This window comes from Streptomyces sp. NPDC013157 (assembly GCF_042899865.1).
Taxonomy (GTDB): domain Bacteria; phylum Actinomycetota; class Actinomycetes; order Streptomycetales; family Streptomycetaceae; genus Streptomyces.
Genome location: NZ_JBIBAK010000017.1, coordinates 159,027 through 175,335, shown reverse-complemented (window position 1 = coordinate 175,335; position 16,309 = coordinate 159,027). Strand labels below are relative to the sequence as shown.

The 16,309-nt window shown below is 72.5% G+C and carries 14 protein-coding genes; 8 read left to right on the top strand and 6 right to left on the bottom strand.

The features are described 5' to 3' along the window. Positions 1-42 precede the first annotated feature (42 nt). The 5 genes from glpK to ACFY6U_RS39455 all read left to right on the top strand — a co-directional run bounded on the left by glpK (position 43) and on the right by ACFY6U_RS39455 (position 5,987). A complete protein-coding gene (glpK, locus tag ACFY6U_RS39475) occupies positions 43-1,581 on the top strand; it encodes a glycerol kinase GlpK (protein ID WP_093505058.1) in 1,539 nt (512 codons plus the stop codon). Positions 1,582-1,635: 54 nt separating this feature from the next. After that, on the top strand, positions 1,636-3,252 hold the full coding sequence (locus ACFY6U_RS39470; RefSeq protein ID WP_390046180.1) for an FAD-dependent oxidoreductase: 1,617 nt from the start codon (positions 1,636-1,638) through the stop codon (positions 3,250-3,252). Between the two features lie 270 nt (positions 3,253-3,522). Further along, complete coding sequence (locus ACFY6U_RS39465) at positions 3,523-4,020, top strand: hypothetical protein (protein ID WP_390046178.1); 498 nt, start codon at positions 3,523-3,525, stop codon at positions 4,018-4,020. A 108-nt stretch (positions 4,021-4,128) separates the two neighbouring features. Continuing rightward, complete coding sequence (locus tag ACFY6U_RS39460) at positions 4,129-4,800, top strand: FadR/GntR family transcriptional regulator (RefSeq protein WP_293998511.1); 672 nt, start codon at positions 4,129-4,131, stop codon at positions 4,798-4,800. A 152-nt stretch (positions 4,801-4,952) separates the two neighbouring features. Further along, the gene (locus tag ACFY6U_RS39455; RefSeq protein ID WP_390046176.1) at positions 4,953-5,987 is read left to right on the top strand and encodes a PAC2 family protein; all 1,035 of its coding nucleotides are present in this window, start codon (positions 4,953-4,955) and stop codon (positions 5,985-5,987) included. 156 nt (positions 5,988-6,143) lie between these two features. On the opposite strand, the gene mshC is transcribed toward ACFY6U_RS39455, so the two are convergent. The 4 genes from mshC to ACFY6U_RS39435 all read right to left on the bottom strand — a co-directional run bounded on the left by mshC (position 6,144) and on the right by ACFY6U_RS39435 (position 9,623). Beyond that, positions 6,144-7,373, bottom strand: coding sequence for a cysteine--1-D-myo-inosityl 2-amino-2-deoxy-alpha-D-glucopyranoside ligase (gene mshC, locus ACFY6U_RS39450; protein ID WP_390046174.1), 1,230 nt, complete (start codon positions 7,371-7,373; stop codon positions 6,144-6,146). Between the two features lie 91 nt (positions 7,374-7,464). Next, the gene (locus ACFY6U_RS39445; RefSeq protein WP_390046172.1) at positions 7,465-8,280 is read right to left on the bottom strand and encodes an SCO1664 family protein; all 816 of its coding nucleotides are present in this window, start codon (positions 8,278-8,280) and stop codon (positions 7,465-7,467) included. Further along, on the bottom strand, positions 8,244-8,834 hold the full coding sequence (locus tag ACFY6U_RS39440) for a DUF3090 domain-containing protein (RefSeq protein WP_351490168.1): 591 nt from the start codon (positions 8,832-8,834) through the stop codon (positions 8,244-8,246). The genes ACFY6U_RS39445 and ACFY6U_RS39440 overlap by 37 nt, the downstream gene beginning before the upstream one ends. Positions 8,835-8,936: 102 nt before the next feature. Continuing rightward, complete coding sequence (locus tag ACFY6U_RS39435; protein ID WP_351490166.1) at positions 8,937-9,623, bottom strand: histidine phosphatase family protein; 687 nt, start codon at positions 9,621-9,623, stop codon at positions 8,937-8,939. A 62-nt stretch (positions 9,624-9,685) separates the two neighbouring features. Here ACFY6U_RS39435 and corA point away from each other — a divergent pair, with 62 nt between their 5' ends. Continuing rightward, entirely contained in the window at positions 9,686-10,690 is a 1,005-nt protein-coding gene (gene corA, locus ACFY6U_RS39430; RefSeq protein ID WP_390046169.1) for a magnesium/cobalt transporter CorA, read from the top strand. A 31-nt stretch (positions 10,691-10,721) separates the two neighbouring features. Here the strand turns inward: corA and ACFY6U_RS39425 are convergent, their stop codons facing one another. Next, the gene (locus ACFY6U_RS39425; RefSeq protein ID WP_390046167.1) at positions 10,722-11,510 is read right to left on the bottom strand and encodes a ferritin-like domain-containing protein; all 789 of its coding nucleotides are present in this window, start codon (positions 11,508-11,510) and stop codon (positions 10,722-10,724) included. A 231-nt stretch (positions 11,511-11,741) separates the two neighbouring features. Then, positions 11,742-12,797, bottom strand: a complete 1,056-nt coding sequence (locus ACFY6U_RS39420) for an LLM class F420-dependent oxidoreductase (RefSeq protein WP_351490158.1) — start codon at positions 12,795-12,797, stop codon at positions 11,742-11,744. Between the two features lie 232 nt (positions 12,798-13,029). Here ACFY6U_RS39420 and ACFY6U_RS39415 point away from each other — a divergent pair, with 232 nt between their 5' ends. After that, complete coding sequence (locus ACFY6U_RS39415) at positions 13,030-14,013, top strand: aldo/keto reductase (protein WP_351490155.1); 984 nt, start codon at positions 13,030-13,032, stop codon at positions 14,011-14,013. Continuing rightward, the gene (locus ACFY6U_RS39410) at positions 14,010-16,301 is read left to right on the top strand and encodes a helix-hairpin-helix domain-containing protein (RefSeq protein WP_390046165.1); all 2,292 of its coding nucleotides are present in this window, start codon (positions 14,010-14,012) and stop codon (positions 16,299-16,301) included. The genes ACFY6U_RS39415 and ACFY6U_RS39410 overlap by 4 nt, the downstream gene beginning before the upstream one ends. The last annotated feature ends 8 nt before the right edge of the window (positions 16,302-16,309 follow it).

Below are 16,309 nucleotides of genomic sequence, written 5' to 3'. Positions count from 1 at the left end.
CAGACGTACCGCCACACACCACGGATCTTTGAGGAGCACACAGTGACCGACGCTCACACCGCAGGCCCCTTCATCGCCGCGATCGACCAGGGCACGACCTCCAGCCGCTGCATCGTCTTCGACAAGGACGGCCGTATCGTCTCGGTCGACCAGAAGGAGCACGAGCAGATCTTCCCGAAGCCGGGCTGGGTCGAGCACAACGCCAACGAGATCTGGACCAACGTCCAGGAGGTCGTCGCCGGGGCCATCCAGAAGGCCGGCATCACCCGCGACGACATCAAGGCCATCGGCATCACCAACCAGCGCGAGACCACCGTGCTGTGGGACAAGAACACCGGTGAGCCCGTCCACAACGCCATCGTCTGGCAGGACACCCGCACCGACGCCCTCTGCCGCGAGCTCGGCCGCAACGTCGGCCAGGACCGCTTCCGCCGCGAGACCGGCCTGCCGCTGGCCTCCTACTTCGCCGGCCCCAAGGCCCGCTGGCTGCTCGACCACGTCGACGGCCTCAAGGAGCGCGCCGAGGCGGGCGACATCCTCTTCGGCACCATGGACACCTGGGTCATCTGGAACCTGACCGGCGGTGTCAACGGCGGCAAGCACGTCACCGACGTGACCAACGCCTCCCGCACCCTGCTCATGAACCTGCACACCATGCAGTGGGACGACAAGATCGCCGAGTCCATCGGCGTGCCCCTGCAGATCCTCCCCGAGATCCGGTCCTCCGCCGAGGTCTACGGCGAGGTCACCGGCGGCAAGCTCGGCGACCTGCTCGGCGGCATCCCGGTCGCCTCCGCGCTCGGCGACCAGCAGGCGGCCCTGTTCGGCCAGTGCTGCTTCTCCGAGGGCGAGGTCAAGTCCACCTACGGCACCGGCACCTTCATGGTGATGAACACCGGTGACAAGATCATCAACTCCTACGCGGGCCTGCTGACCACGGTCGGCTACAAGATCGGCGACCAGCCGACCCAGTACGCGCTGGAGGGCTCGATCGCCGTCACCGGCTCGCTGGTGCAGTGGATGCGCGACCAGATGGGCCTGATCTCCACCGCGGCCGAGATCGAGACGCTCGCGCTCTCGGTCGAGGACAACGGCGGCGCCTACTTCGTGCCGGCCTTCTCCGGCCTGTTCGCCCCGCACTGGCGCTCCGACGCCCGCGGTGTCATCGCCGGCCTGACCCGGTACGTCACCAAGGCGCACCTGGCCCGCGCCGTCCTGGAGGCCACCGCCTGGCAGACCCGCGAGATCGCGGACGCCATGGTGAAGGACTCCGGCGACGAGCTGGTGGCCCTCAAGGTCGACGGTGGCATGACCGCCAACAACCTGCTGATGCAGACCCTCGCCGACGTCCTGGACGCACCCGTGGTGCGCCCGATGGTCGCCGAGACCACCTGCCTCGGCGCCGCCTACGCCGCCGGCCTCGCCGTCGGCTTCTGGTCCAGCACCGACGAGCTGCGCGCCAACTGGCGCCGGGCCGCCGAGTGGACCCCCCGCATGGACGCGGAGACCCGCGACCGTGAGTACAAGAACTGGCTCAAGGCCGTCGACCGGACCATGGGCTGGATCGACGACGAGAGCTGACGAGAGCGTGCACCGCTCTCACGATCGAGCTCTGACGAGGAGTAAGAACCCGACATGACCAGTCAGTCCACCCTGCAGTCCGTACCTGCCCTGGGGACGCACCCGGCCTCCGGCTCGCTGCCGAGCCGCGCCGAGACCAGGGAGCAGCTCTCCAAGGCGTCGTACGACCTTCTCGTGATCGGCGGCGGCATCCTGGGCATCTCCACCGCCTGGCACGCCGCGCAGTCAGGGCTCAGGGTGGCACTGGTCGACGCCGGCGACTTCGCCGGCGCCACCTCCTCCGCCTCCTCCAAGCTCCTCCACGGCGGTCTGCGCTACCTGCAGACCGGCGCGGTGAAGCTGGTGGCGGAGAACCACTTCGAGCGCCGTGCGGTCTCCCGCCAGGTGGCCCCCCACCTGGCGAACCCGCTCACGTTCTACCTCCCCGTGTACAAGGGCGGTCCGCACGGCGCCGCGAAGCTCGGGGCGGGCGTGTTCGCCTACTCCGCGCTCTCCGCGTTCGGTGACGGCGTCGGCCATCTGCTCTCCCCCGCACGGGCCCAGCGGGACGTGCCGGAGCTGCGCACCGAGAACCTCAAGGCCGTCGCGGTCTACGGCGACGACCAGATGAACGACGCGCGCATGGCGCTGATGACGGTCCGCGCGGCCGTCGAGGCGGGCGCGGTCGTCCTCAACCACGCCCAGGTCACCGGGCTGCGCTTCACCCGGGGCCGGGTGACCGGCGCCGACCTGAAGGACGCGGTCTCCGGCGAGGAGTTCGGCGTCAACGCCCGCCTGGTGCTCAACGCGACCGGCCCGTGGGTCGACCACCTGCGCCGGATGGAGGACCCGAACGCGGCCCCGTCCATCCGTCTCTCCAAGGGCGCCCACCTGGTCCTGAAGCGCACCTCCCCCTGGAAGGCCGCGCTGGCCACCCCCATCGACAAGTACCGCATCACCTTCGCCCTCCCCTGGGAGGACATGCTGCTGCTCGGCACCACCGACGAGGAGTACGAGGGCGACCCGGCGGATGTCTCCGTCACCGAGAAGGACATAGCCCAGATCCTGGACGAGGCCGCGTTCTCCGTCCGGGACCAGCAGCTCCGGCGCGACCTGATCACCTACGCCTTCGCCGGTCTGCGGGTGCTGCCGGGCGGCCCCGGCGACACCGCGAAGGCCAAGCGGGAGACCGTGGTCACCGAGGGCAGGGGCGGCATGCTGTCCGTCGCGGGCGGCAAGTGGACCACCTTCCGGCACATCGGCCGCACCGTGATGGAGAAGCTGGAGGCGCTGCCGGGCCACCCGCTGGGCGACGACTTCGAGCCCATCGCCTCGCTGCCGAAGAAGCTGCCGCTGCCCGGCGTCGCCAACCCCCGTGCCGTCGCCCACCGCCTGCTGGTGGACAACCCGGCCCCGGGCCCGCGGATGGCCGCCGACACGGCGAAGCACCTGGCCACCCACTACGGTTCGCTGGCCTTCGACATCGCTCGCATCGCCAACGAGGACCCGCTGCTCGCCGAGCGCGTCCACCCGGACGCCCCGGAGATCTGGGCGCAGGTCGTCTGGGCCCGCGACCACGAGTGGGCCGAGACCGCGGACGACGTGCTGCGCCGCCGTACCACCCTGACCATCCGCGGTCTGGCCACGGACGACGTCCGGGCCAGGGTCCAGGACCTGCTCGACAAGAAGTGACACCAGGAACAGGCGGTTGCCGGGTCCTCCCCTGACCGTCCCGGCAACCGCTGAAGACCCGGCCCCGCCGTACCGGGGGCGGGGGGGGGCGCGGGGGGGGGGGCCCCCCCCCCCCGGGGGCCCCCCCCCTCTCGCATGCCCGCCGGAAGGCCGTATGCCCTCGCCTCGTGCCTCCGGTAACTGCCCACACGGCACATCGCACCACCAGCCGCCCCCCGAACACCCCCGCACGCTCCCTCACACGTGTTTCGAACAGCGGGTTTATCAAAGGTGCTGCGGCTGGAACGGGGCGTTACGGCACGACGGCGCGCGACCGGCCCCGGGTCCTCCCTGCGCACAGACCGCACGGCGTCCTTCACCCGCGGCGGTGTCGTCGCCCTGCTCGTCGCCTGTGTCTGTGTGCCGGTGGTGCTGCTGCCCGGCGACTGGGGCGGACTGGTGCACCTCGGCACCCAGTTGTGGCTCCCGATGGGCACCACGGCGGTGGCCCTGAGCGCCTGGGGCCGGCTCGCCGTCGCCCGGGTCTGGCTCGGGGTGACCGGCAGGCTGCCCTGGCGGCTGATGGCGTTCCTGGAGGACGCCCACCGGCGTGGTGTCCTGCGCCGGTCCGGGGCGTACTTCGAGTTCCGGCATCTGCGGCTGCAGTCGTACCTCGCGCAGGACGGCACCCCCGTCTCCGGCCCCGGTACCACCGCGGCCGACATCCCGCCCGGGCCCCGCGAGGCACCCGGCGAACCGGTCAGGGAGTGCGGCGACAGGCCCGTCTGAGCGGGGCCGCGAAGTACCGCGGTCCGGGACGAAGGCTGACCGCGGACGGCTGACCAGGCCGCATAATGTGACCGAGACATCGGATGTCTGAGCGACAGGGAGGCCGGTATGGCAGTCACCGATGAGGCGATCGAGAAGATCAAGGACATGATCGTCTCCGGTGCGCTGCGCCCCGGAGAGCGGTTGCCCAAGGAGAGCGAGCTCGCCGCCGAACTGGGCCTGTCCCGCAACTCGTTGCGGGAGGCGGTACGGGCGCTGTCGCTGATCCGGATCCTCGACGTCCGGCAGGGCGACGGCACGTATGTCACCAGCCTGGACCCCCAGTTGCTGCTGGAGGCGATGAGCTTCGTCGTGGACTTCCACCGCGACGACACGGTCCTGGAGTTCCTCGCGGTGCGCCGGATCCTGGAGCCGGCCGCGACCGCGATGGCGGCCTCCCGGATCAGCGAGCAGCAACTGGATGCGCTGGACGCCCAGTTGGACGCGCTCGGCGTCGAGCCGTCGGTGGAGGAGCTGGTCGCCTGCGATCTGGAGTTCCACCGCGGCATCGTGCAGAGCTCGGGGAACTCGGTGCTGTGCTCGCTGCTTGACGGGCTGTCGGGGCCGACCACCAGGGCGCGGATCTGGCGCGGCCTGACCCAGGAGGACGCGGTCGCCCGGACCCTGCGGGAGCACCGGGCGATCCTGGCCGCGCTGCGCGACCGGGACGCGGAGGCGGCCCGGTCCTGGGCGACCGTGCACATCGCGAGCGTCGAGCAGTGGCTGCGCAGCAGCCTGTGAAGCGCTTGCCCGCTTCCCGGAACCGGTGGTGTTCGAGGGCGGCGAACGGGGCAGTGATCCGTTCACTCCCCCGTGCAAGGGGGCTGCGGGCGCCCCCGCCTCACGCCGTAAGGTTGGGGCGTACGCGAGGGCACGTCGGAAGGAGGCACTGGGTGATCGAGCTGGAGGGGGTTCCCGAGCTGATCGACCCAGTCATGGTGGCCGCGTTCGAAGGCTGGAACGATGCCGGCGACGCCGCCTCCACCGCGGTCGCGCATCTGGAGCGCGAGTGGAAGGGCGAGGTGTTCGCGGCGCTCGACGCCGAGGACTACTACGACTTCCAGGTGAACCGCCCCACGGTGTGGATGGACGGCGGCGTGCGCAAGATCACCTGGCCGACCACACGGCTGTCGGTGGTCCGCGTCGGCGGCGAGAAGCCGCGGGACCTGGTGCTGGTCAGAGGCATCGAGCCGTCCATGCGCTGGCGCTCGTTCTGCAACGAGCTGCTGGGCTTCGCCCACGAGCTGGGCGTCGAGCTGGTGGTCGTCCTGGGCGCGCTGCTCGGTGACACCCCGCACACGCGTCCGGTGCCGGTCAGCGGGGTCACCTCGGACTCGGACCTGGCGCAGCGGATGGACCTGGAGGAGACCAAGTACGAGGGCCCGACGGGCATCGTCGGCGTCCTCCAGGAGGCGTGCACGCACGCGGGCGTCCCGGCGGTCTCGCTCTGGGCGGCCGTCCCGCACTACGTCTCCCAGCCGCCCAACCCGAAGGCCACGCTGGCGCTGCTCAACCGCCTGGAGGACCTGCTCGACCTGCGGATCCCGCTGGGCGAGCTGCCCGAGGACGCGCGCGCCTGGCAGGTCGGGGTGGACCAGCTGGCCGCGGAGGACAGCGAGGTCGCGGAGTACGTGCAGACGCTGGAGGAGGCCCGGGACACCGCCGAGCTCCCGGAGGCGTCCGGCGAGGCCATCGCCCGTGAGTTCGAGCGGTACCTGCGGCGCCGGGACGTGAACCCGCCCGGCGGTCACGCCACGGCGGACGGCAGCGACAGTGCGTCGTACCTGCGGGACACCCCGGGGAACCCGGGTGGCAAGGCCCGGCCGCGGCCGCCGAAGCCCGACACGCCCGAGAGCACGGGGAATGCCGGGGACGGCGGAGACCCGGGGGAGACCGGGCCGGACGGCGAGGACACCTCCGAGGACTGAAAAAGGGGCGGTACGCGAGATGCGTGCCGCCCCTTCTTGTCGGCCTCGTCGACAAGAAGGGGGGTGCGCGTCGAGTGTTCGGGGCGGGTGAGTTGTGGCTGGTCGCGCAGTTCCCCGCGCCCCTGAAAGCAAGGGGGCGCGGGGGCTGCCGTTCGTCTAAAGGGCCACGCCCAGCAAGGCGTCCACCGCTCGTGACACGACCCCGGGTGCGCCCGTGTCCGTGCCGCCCTCCGCTTGCTGGAGGGCCGCCCAGCGGTCCACCGCGGCCAGGGCGGCCGGGGCGTCCAGGTCGTTGCTCAGGGCGTCGCGGATCTCCTCCACCAGGGACTCGGCGGGCGGGCCGTCCGGGCGGGAGACCGCCGCGCGCCAGCGGTCCAGGCGGGCCACCGCGTCGGCCAGGACCTGGTCGGTCCACTCCCAGTCGGCCCGGTAGTGGTGGGAGAGCAGGGCGAGGCGGATGGCGGCCGGGTCGACGCCGTCCCGGCGGAGTCGGGATACGAAGACCAGGTTGCCCTTGGACTTGGACATCTTCTCGCCGTCGAGGGCGACCATGCCGGCGTGGACGTACGCCTTGGCCATCGGGAACTCGCCGGTGAGCACCTGGGCGTGCGAGGCGCCCATCTCGTGGTGCGGGAAGGCGAGGTCGGAGCCGCCGCCCTGGACGTCGAAGGTCATGCCGAGGTGGTCGAGGGCGATGGCCACGCACTCGATGTGCCAGCCGGGGCGGCCACGGCCCAGGGATCCGCCGTCCCAGCTCGGTTCGCCCTCGCGGGCGGCCATCCACAGCATCGGGTCGAGCGGGTTCTTCTTGCCGGGGCGGTCGGGGTCGCCGCCGCGCTCGGCGGACAGCAGCCGCATCGCGGCCGCGTCGAGGTTGGAGACCTTGCCGAAGTTCGGGTCGGACTCGACGGAGAAGTAGATGTCGCCCTCGAGTTCGTAGGCGGCACCGAGATCGCGCAGGCGTTCGACGAGCGGCACGATGCCGGGTATGGCCTCGACCGCGCCTATGTAGTGCTGCGGCGGCAGCATCCGCAGGGCGGTCATGTCCTCGCGGAAGAGGGTCGTCTCCTGCTCGGCGAGGGCGACCCAGTCGACGCCGTCGCGCTCCGCGCGCTCCAGGAGCGGGTCGTCGACGTCCGTCACGTTCTGGACGTAGTGCACCTGCCGCTTGGTGTCGAGCCACACGCGCTGAACCAGGTCGAACGCGTTGTAGGTCGCCGCGTGCCCCATGTGGGTCGCGTCGTACGGCGTGATGCCGCAGACGTAGATGCGGGCGACGGGACCGGGGGCAAGGGTGACGAGACCGCCGGTCGCGGTGTCGTGGATCCTCAGGTCGCGGCCCTGACCAGGCAGGGCGGGGACCTCGGAAGCGGGCCAGGCATGCATGTACATGAGCGTAACCGGACCCGAGTTCGGTATACGAACCGGACGGCCGGGAAGGCCGTCTTGATCTCGGGGCCGGAATGTGCTGGTGGCGCTATACGGGCGGCCAGGGGATGGCCGGCCACTCGCCGCTCGGCTCCGGGTGCTTGCCGGCGGTGAGCAACGTCTCGACACGCGCGCGCGTGGCGTCGAGTTCCGCGGTGGTGATCAGCTCGGCCAGGCGGGTTCCCAGCGGCCCTCCGAGGGCCGCGCGCAGGCCCGCGAGGACCTCGACGGCCTCGCCGGTCAGGTCCTCCCCCGCCCAGCCCCACAGCAGGGTGCGCAGCTTGTTCTCGACGTTGAAGGTGACGCCGTGGTCGATGCCGTAGAGCCGGCCGTCCGCGGTGGGCAGCAGATGGCCGCCCTTGCGGTCGGCGTTGTTGATGACGGCGTCGAGGACGGCGAGCCGGCGCAGCCGTTCGTCGTCGGCGTGCACCAGCAGCGCGGTCTTCCCGTCGCCGACCTCGGCGAGCCCGATCGCCTTCCAGCCGGGCTCGGGCTCCTCCGCGTCCACCAGGGCGAGCAGTTCGGCGCCCTCGGGGTCGACGTCGATCCACAGCTGGACCATGCCCTCGCCGTACGGCCCGTCGCGCAGCACGGTGGGCGGGACCAGGTCCCAGCCGGTGGCCGCGGCGACCTCGTAGGCGGCCACCTCGCGCTGGGCGAGGGTGCCGTCGGGGAAGTCCCACAGCGGGCGCTCCCCGGCGACCGGCTTGTAGACGCAGGAGGCCTCCTGGCCGTCGTGCGCGACCGTGCAGAACAGTGCCGCGTTGGAGGCGTCGCGGATGCGGCCGCGTACCTTCAGCTCACCGTGGGCGAGCAGTTCGGCTGCGGTCACGCTCCGCGGCGGTATCCGTTCTGGCGCGGACATACGTGTCCTTCCGGGTCGAGCGGGAGGCTGCACAGCGGGCACGGCGGCCGCCCGGCGTTGACGACATCCAGGGCGCGCTTGGCGAAGGCCCTGGCCTGCGCGCCGGTCAGCCGGACCCGCAGCATCGGGGGCCCGTTCTCCTCGTCCTGCAGGAGCCGCTCCTCGGCCTCGGCGAGGTCCTCCTCGGAGTCGGCCTCCAGCTCCACGAGGGCCTGCGCCTCGACGATCATGCGCTCTTCCTCGCCGTCCCAGGCGAGCGCCATGGTGCCGACGCGGAACTCCTCCTCGATGGGGGTGTCGAGGGGGGCGCTGTCGCTGATCTCGGCAGGCGCGACGGCGGGCACGGCCGCGTTGCCGCCGCTGCGGCGCACGACCTCGTCGAGGAGTTCGTCCATACGTTCGGCAAGTGCGGCGACCTGGGTCTTCTCCAGGGCCACGCTGGTCGTCCGGGGGCCGGCCGTGGCCTGGAGGAAGAACGTACGGCGTCCGGGCATTCCGACCGTGCCCGCGACGAAGCGGTCCGGCGGATCGTAGAGGAACACCTGACGGGACACGTCCTGTCTCCATGGGAATCGAGAGTGCGTGGGTTTCGGGCGGGCGACGACGCGGCCGGGGGGCCGCTTACGTGGATCGCTTCACCCTACTGCGGCTGACGATCACGGCGCGCCGGCGCCGCCACCGACCGGGGCGTCTTCCCCGGGGGGTTCCTCGCGGGGGGCAAGGGAGGCGAAATCCCCGGTGTCCCCGAGACGAACGAGAAACGGCCTGAGGCGGGTGTAACGGATCGCGGTGATGGAACACGGTTCGACGGAGATCCGCTGGAAGAGGTCGAGATGCAGACCGAGCGCGTCCGCGACGAGGGATTTGATGATGTCACCGTGCGAGCACATGAGATAGACGGCGTCCGAGCCATGGTCGCGCTCCACGCGCGCGTTCCACTCGCGGACCGCCTCGGCGGCGCGGGTCTGCATGGCCCGCATGGACTCGCCGCCGGGGAACGCGGCCGCCGAGGGGTGGGCCTGGACGACCTCCATCAGCGGCTCGTCCTTGAGCTCGGCGAGCTTGCGGCCGGACCAGTCGCCGTAGTGGGCCTCCCCGATCCGCTCGTCGGTGTGGGCGGTGAGTTCGGGGCGGGCGTCGAGCAGGGGTCGGACCGTCTCCTGGCAGCGTTGCAGCGGGCTGGTGACGAGCTCGGAGATCGGCAGCCCGGCGAGCCGGCCGGGCAGTGCGGCGGCCTGGGCGGCCCCCCGCTCGTCGAGGGCGACGCCCGGCGTCCAGCCGGCCAGCACACCCGAGGTGTTGGCGGTGGACCGTCCGTGCCTTACGAGGATCAGCGTGGGCATGCCGCCCAGGGTAGGCGCACCCCGAAGTGCGCCGATGGACGGGCGACGGGAGAATACGCTCCGTGATCGTCGATTGCGCCATCTACCGGGACGGGGAGCGGACGGAGACCCCGCAGGACTTCTCCGACGCCCTCGCCGAGGCACGCGCGCGTGGCGACAGTTTCCTGTGGATCGGCCTGTACGAGCCGACGGAGCGCGAGTTCGGCCTGGTCACCGACGAGTTCGGGCTGCATCCGCTGGCCGTCGAGGACGCCCTGACCGCCCACCAGCGGCCCAAGCTGGAGGTGTACGACGACTCGCTGTTCGTCGTCCTGAAGCCGGTGACGTACGAGCCGAAGAGCGACACGGTGACCTCCGGCGAGCTGATGATCTTCATCGGGGACTCCTTCGTGGTCACCGTGCGCCATGGGACGCCGTCGCCGCTCGGCGACATCCGGCGGCATCTGGAGGAGCAGCACGAGATGCTGACGCACGGGCCGACGGGGGTGCTGTACTCGATCTCCGACGCGGTCGTGGACCACTACCTGGAGGTCGCGACCGAGTTGCAGACCGACCTGGAGGAGCTGGAGACCGAGGTGTTCTCGCCGAGCGGCGGCGGCTCCCGGCACACCGCGTCGCGGATCTACACCTTCAAGCGGCAGATCCTGGAGTTCCGCCGCGCGACCGCGCCGCTGGCGCTGCCCATGACCAAGCTGGCCGGCGTGGGCCCGTACGGCAGCGGCGTGACCGTGCCCTTCGTGCACGCGGAGGCCCGCCCGTTCTTCCGGGACGTCAACGACCACCTGACGCGGGTGAACGAGAGCGTGGAGGGCCTGGACCGGCTGGTGTCGGACGTCCTCAACGCCCATCTCGCGCAGATGAGCGTGCGGCAGAACGACGACATGCGGAAGATCTCCGCGTGGGCGGCCATGGCCGCGGTACCGACGCTGATCGCGGGGATCTACGGCATGAACTTCGACCACATGCCCGAGCTGCACTGGCTCTGGGCGTACCCGGCGGTGATCATGCTCATGGTCCTGCTGGAGCTGTCGCTGTACCGGCTGTTCAAGCGCCGCGGGTGGATGTGAGGGACGCCTGCGGCTTTCGGGCCCCGTGGGCTCAGGCGAACTCGGGGGCGGGGGTCGCGGGGCCGCCCAGGGCGTTCCTGTGCTCTGGCATCCGCAGGGAGACCATGCGGCGCCAGCCGACGGCGCGTTCGCAGGCGTAGACGGCGTGGATGCCGAACGTCAGGAGCGCGGACCTGGCCCGCGGCCAGCCGAGGATGCGGCCCACGTGGGCCATGACGGCGAGGCTGACGTCCCGGTGGATGCGGATCTCGGCGAGGGCGCACGCGCGGAGCGTGCGCCGGATGACGCGGCCGTGCCCGGCGGCGGCGAGACGCAGCAGCTCCTCGTGGCAGTAGGCGAGGTGGTTGTCCTCGTCACCGGAGATCATGCGCACGGCGCGGCCCACGTCCGGGTGGTCGCCGAAGTACCGGCGCAGCAGCGCCATCTGCTCGGAGGCGCGCTGCTCGGTGACCCGGCTGTGGGCGAGGTAGCCGACGATGTCCGGCACCGTGAGCGGCCGGTCGGCCCGGAGCCGGTCGTGGGCGAGCCCGATGCCGTGCCGCTCCAGGATCATCGTGCAGTCGGTGTCGGCAGGCACCGGAACGGGCGCCAGCCCGCGCTTCTTCAGCAGGGCGTGGAAGACGCGCCCGTGCATGTCCTCGTCGGCCCCGTGCCGGGCGGTCCTGGGGGCGAGGTCGCGTTCGCTCCGCGGTACCAGGGCGGCGATCCGTGCGTTCTCCCAGCCGCCCTGGGACTCGCCGCCGGCCGCGATGGAGCAGAAGAGCCGGAAGGACTCGTCGTCGTCGACGATCTCCTGGAACAGGCTCCTGGCCGAAAGCATCGTGGGCACCTCCCTGGAGGACTCACCAGACCCGCAAAGAACGAGTCAAATGCCGCGTCGGAGTCGCTGCAACAGGTGCGCGGGCGGACTCGGCCGAAAGGAGGAGCAGCGCGGTCACCCCGGGGGGCGTAACCGCGCGGGCACGGGCGCGTTGTTCTGCATGACGGCCGTGGCGGGGAAGACCCCCCGAGCCCCCACCACGGCCGCTGACTTCTCTCCCGTGCCGAAGGCTCACGCGAGCCCGGCGCGCTCCAGGGCCTCGGCGCCGGCCCGCAGCGAGGCGAGCCGCTCGTCCAGGGCGAACCCGGCGGGCGCGAGGGAGAGCGTGGTGACCCCGGCGGCCGCGTAGGCCTTCATCCGGTCGGCGATCCGCTCCACGGACCCGAGCAGCGTGGTCTGGTCGATCAGGTCGTGCGGTACGGCGGCCGCGGCCCCGTTCTTGTCCCCGGACAGGTACTTGTCCTGGATCTCGGCGGCCTCCCGCTCGTAGCCCATCCGCTGGGCGAGCTGGTTGTAGAAGTTCTGCTTGCGGCTGCCCATACCGCCGACGTACAGCGCGGTGTAGGGCCGGAAGGTGTCGGCGAGCGAGGCCACGTCCTTGTCGTCGCCGACGGCGAGCGGCAGCGTCGGGCAGATGTCGAACCCGTCGAGGGTCCGGCCTGCCTTCTCCCGGCCCGCGCGCAGGTACTTCACGGCCGTCTCCTCCAGGTGCTCGGCGGAGGGGAAGATCAGCAGCGCGCCGTCGGCGATCTCGCCGGTCTGCTCCAGGTTCTTCGGGCCGATGGCGGCGATGTAGACCGGGATGTGCTCGCGCTCCGGGTGCACGGTCAGCTTGATCGGCTTGCCGGGGCCGCCCGGCAGCGGCAGCGTCCAGTGCTCACCCTCGTACGACAGCCGTTCCCGGGTCATCGCCTTCCGCACGATCTCCACGTACTCGCGGGTGCGGGAGAGCGGCTTGTCGAACTTGACGCCGTACCAGCCCTCGGAGACCTGAGGTCCGGAGACGCCGAGGCCGAGCCGGAAACGGCCGCCGGAGAGGGAGTCGAGGGTGGCGGCCGTCATCGCGGTCATGGCGGGCTGCCGGGCCGGGATCTGGAAGATGGCCGAGCCGACGTCGATGCGCTCGGTCTGGGCGGCGACCCAGCTGAGCACGGTGGCGGCGTCGGAGCCGTAGGCCTCTGCGGCCCAGCACACGGCGTACCCGAGCCGCTCGGCTTCCTGCGCCACGGCCAGGTTGTCCCCGTCCATCCCGGCACCCCAGTAGCCGAGGTTGATCCCGAGTTTCATGGCCGCTCCCCTTACCGATCAGTAACGTCGCTGTTGCGAGAGACCTTAGCGCGGGGATTTTCCTGGCGGAGGTTCGGTTCGCGTTCGACTGCGGGCAGTGGGGGCTGGTCGCGCAGTTCCCCGCGCCCCTGGGTGGGTCGGCTCCCGTCCCCTGCAAACGCACCGCTGCCTTGTGAAATCGGTTATCCACAGGCAACCCAACGCACCAGCTCTGGCCAGTAATCTCGCGGGCATGGAGCAGAGGCATCTCGGCCGTACCGGCCTGCGTGTGTCCAGAATCGGACTCGGCACCCTCACCTGGGGCCGGGACGTCGACGAGCACGACGCCGCGGACATGCTGAAGGCGTTCTGGGAGGCCGGCGGGACCCTCGTCGACACCGCGGACGTCTACGGCGACGGTGAGGCCGAGTATCTGCTCGGGCAGCTCATAGAAGGGCTGGTGCCCCGCCGGGACCTGGTCATCTCGACGAAGGCGGGCAGCGTCCCCGACCCCGACCGGCGTTACAACGGCTCGCGCGGCCACCTGCTCGCCGCACTGGACGCCTCCCTGGCCCGCCTCGGCACCGACCACGTCGACGTCTGGCACGTGCACGCCTACGACCCGGACACCCCGCTGGAGGAGACCCTGCAGGCCCTCGACCTGGCGGTGAGCAGCGGTCGCGCCCGGTACGCCGGGGTCTCCAACTTCTGCGGCTGGCAGCTGGCGAAGGCGGCGACCTGGCAGCTCGCGGCACCGGGCACCCGCACCCGGCTGGCCAGCACACAGCTGGAGTACTCGCTGCTCCAGCGGGGCATCGAGCGCGAGGTGCTGCCCGCCGCCCTCGACCTGGGCATCGGCCTGCTGCCGTCCTCCCCGCTGGGCCGGGGCGTGCTGACCGCGAAGTACCGGCACGCCACTCCCCCGGACTCGCGCGGCGCCTCCGAGCATCTGGCGCCGTTCGTCGAGCCGTATCTCGACGACACCGCGACCCGGATCGTGGACGCGGTGCAGACGGCGGCGGACGGGCTCGCGGTCACCCCGCTCCAGGTGGCGCTCGCTTGGGTGCGGGACCGGCCGGGCGTGACCGCGCCGATCGTCGGCGCGCGCAACGCGCAGCAGCTCTCGGGGGCGTTGTCAGTGGAGGCGCTTACGCTTCCTGACGAGATCTGCCGGGCGCTCGACGATGTGTCGGCGCCCGTGCACCGCTATCCCGATCACGACTGGAGCACGCTGTGAGCACGGAGCCGGGGCTGGGCGACAAGCCCGAGGCCGACGAGGGCACGACCGCCGGGGGAACGACGGAGACCGGCAACCTCACCGCCGGCCCGGCCGCGGCGAGCGGCACGGCCGCGAACGGCGGCCCCTCGTCCGAGGCGGCCGAGGACGGCGGAGCGGAGGCCGCCGAAGCCCCCACGGCCGGCTCCGACGGGGTGGACGCGGATGGTGACACGGCGGCCGACGGGTCCCGGTCCGGCGGCGGACCGGGCGTCGGCGAAGGGGGCTCGGCGAGCGGCGAGGCCGTCGGCGAGGGTGGTGCCGAAAGCGCGGCCCAGCAGTCCGAGGCCGCGGCCGAGTTGGCCGCTCAGCGGGTCGAGCGGGAGCGGATCGAGCGGCGGAAGGCCGAGAAGTCGGCGCCGATCGAGAGCGGGACCAAGCTCAGCGGCAAGGCGGCCGACCTGCTCGCGGCGATCCGGGCCGTGGAGAGCGGCGGGAAACCGGCGGCCACCGTCTTCACCGCCCCGGAGCCGGCCCCCCGCCCGGCGGCCCCCGCCCCGGAGCCCGCCCGCCGGCCCCGGCCCGTACCGGCCGCCGCCGGGCCCGCCACGGAGACGATCGCGGACGTACGACGGGTCCTGTCCGACGGCAGTGCGCCCGAGTCCCTCGCGCCCCAGGTCGCCACCGCTCTCGGTGAGGGCGCGGAGACGCTGCTGCGGGAGGACCCCTGGCAGCTGCTCCGGGTCACCGGGGTACGGCCGGACCAGGCCGACGGGTTCGCGCGGGCGCTGCTCGGCGCCGAGTGCGGTCCGGACGACGAGCGGCGCGGCCGGGCGATGACCTGCTGGCTTCTCGAGCAGGCCGCCGTGGCCGGGCACACCGCGCTGGAGATGCCGGCGCTCGCTGCCGCACTGGCCCAGCGCGCGGTGCCCGACCCGGAGGCGGCCGTGCAGGACGCGCTCGCGGAGGGCGAGGCGCTGGTCTTCCAGGACCCCCTGGATCCGAGCGCCCCGGAGCCCGAGGACGACGAGGAGGAGCGGCCGGTCCGGGTCCTGGTCGCCCTGGAGCGGTACGCGCTGGCCGAGGAGAGCCTCGCCGACGGGCTGGCCCGGCTGGTCAACTCCCTGGCCAAGGACGCCTCGGAGCCCTGGGAGGCGGCCGCGGCGGCGGCCTCCGGCGGCGCGGCGGAGCTGGCCCGGGCTGTCGCCGGGCACGGCCTGGTGCTGCACACGGGCGGCGAGGCGGCCCGCGCCGAACCCGCGGGCCTGCTCAGCGCCGCCCACGCGGCCGGACTGCGCGCCTTCGCGGCCACCCACACCCCTGACGGCAGCCGGCGCCTCGCGGGCGGCGCAGAGGCCGTGGGCACCGTCGCCGACCTGCTCGCCGGCGCCGCGGGGCCCGGCCGGGACGCGGACGGCGCCCTCGCCCTCGACCTGCTGGTCGTGCTGGACGCGCCCCAGCTGGACGTGGAGGGTGCGGCGATGCTCGTGGAGGCCCTGCCCGACGGGGCCCGGCTGGTGCTGAGCGGGGATCCGGCGGTGCTGTGGTCCGCGGGCCCCGGGCGGGTCTTCGCCGACCTGCTCGCGGCCCGGGTGTGCCCGCAGATCGCCTCCCGCACGCCCGACCCCGGCCCGCTCGGCGAACTGGTCTCCGGGATCGGCGTCGGCGAGCTCACCCAGGTCGAGGTGCCCGGCAAGGAGGTCGTGATCGTGCCGGTACGGGACGCGGGCGAGGCGGTGCACCGTACGGTGCAGCTGGTCGCCGACTCCGTCCCGCGCGCGCTCGGCGTCCCCGCCGAACAGACCGTGGTGATCACCCCGGGCCACGGCGGAGCGGCCGGTACCCGCACCCTCAACAGCGCCCTCAAGGAAAGGCTCAATCCGGGCCCCGGCCGCTTCGGCGGCTTCGACCCCGGTGACCGGATCGCCTACTCCCCCGCGCCGGGCCGTACGGTGCCGGGCCAGGTGGTGACGGCCGACGCGGACGGGCTGCACCTGTCGTGCGCGGGCGCGCCCGTGGTCGTGCCGAAGGAGCGGGTGGAGCAGGCGGTCCGCCACGGCTGGGCCCTGACCGCCCACCAGGCGGCGGGTGGCCGCTGGCCGGCGGCGGTCGTGGTGCTGCCCGGGGACGCGGTCCAGTCGCTCAGCCGCCCCTGGGTGTACACGGCGTTCAGCCGGGCGGAGCGCCACCTGTCGGTGGTCCACGGCGTGGAACAGGCGCTGCCCAAAGCGGTGGCCGAGACCCTGCCGAAGCCGCGGACGACCCGTCTGCCGCTGCTGTTGAAGACGCAGGTCCCGGCGGCGGGCTGACCAGCGTC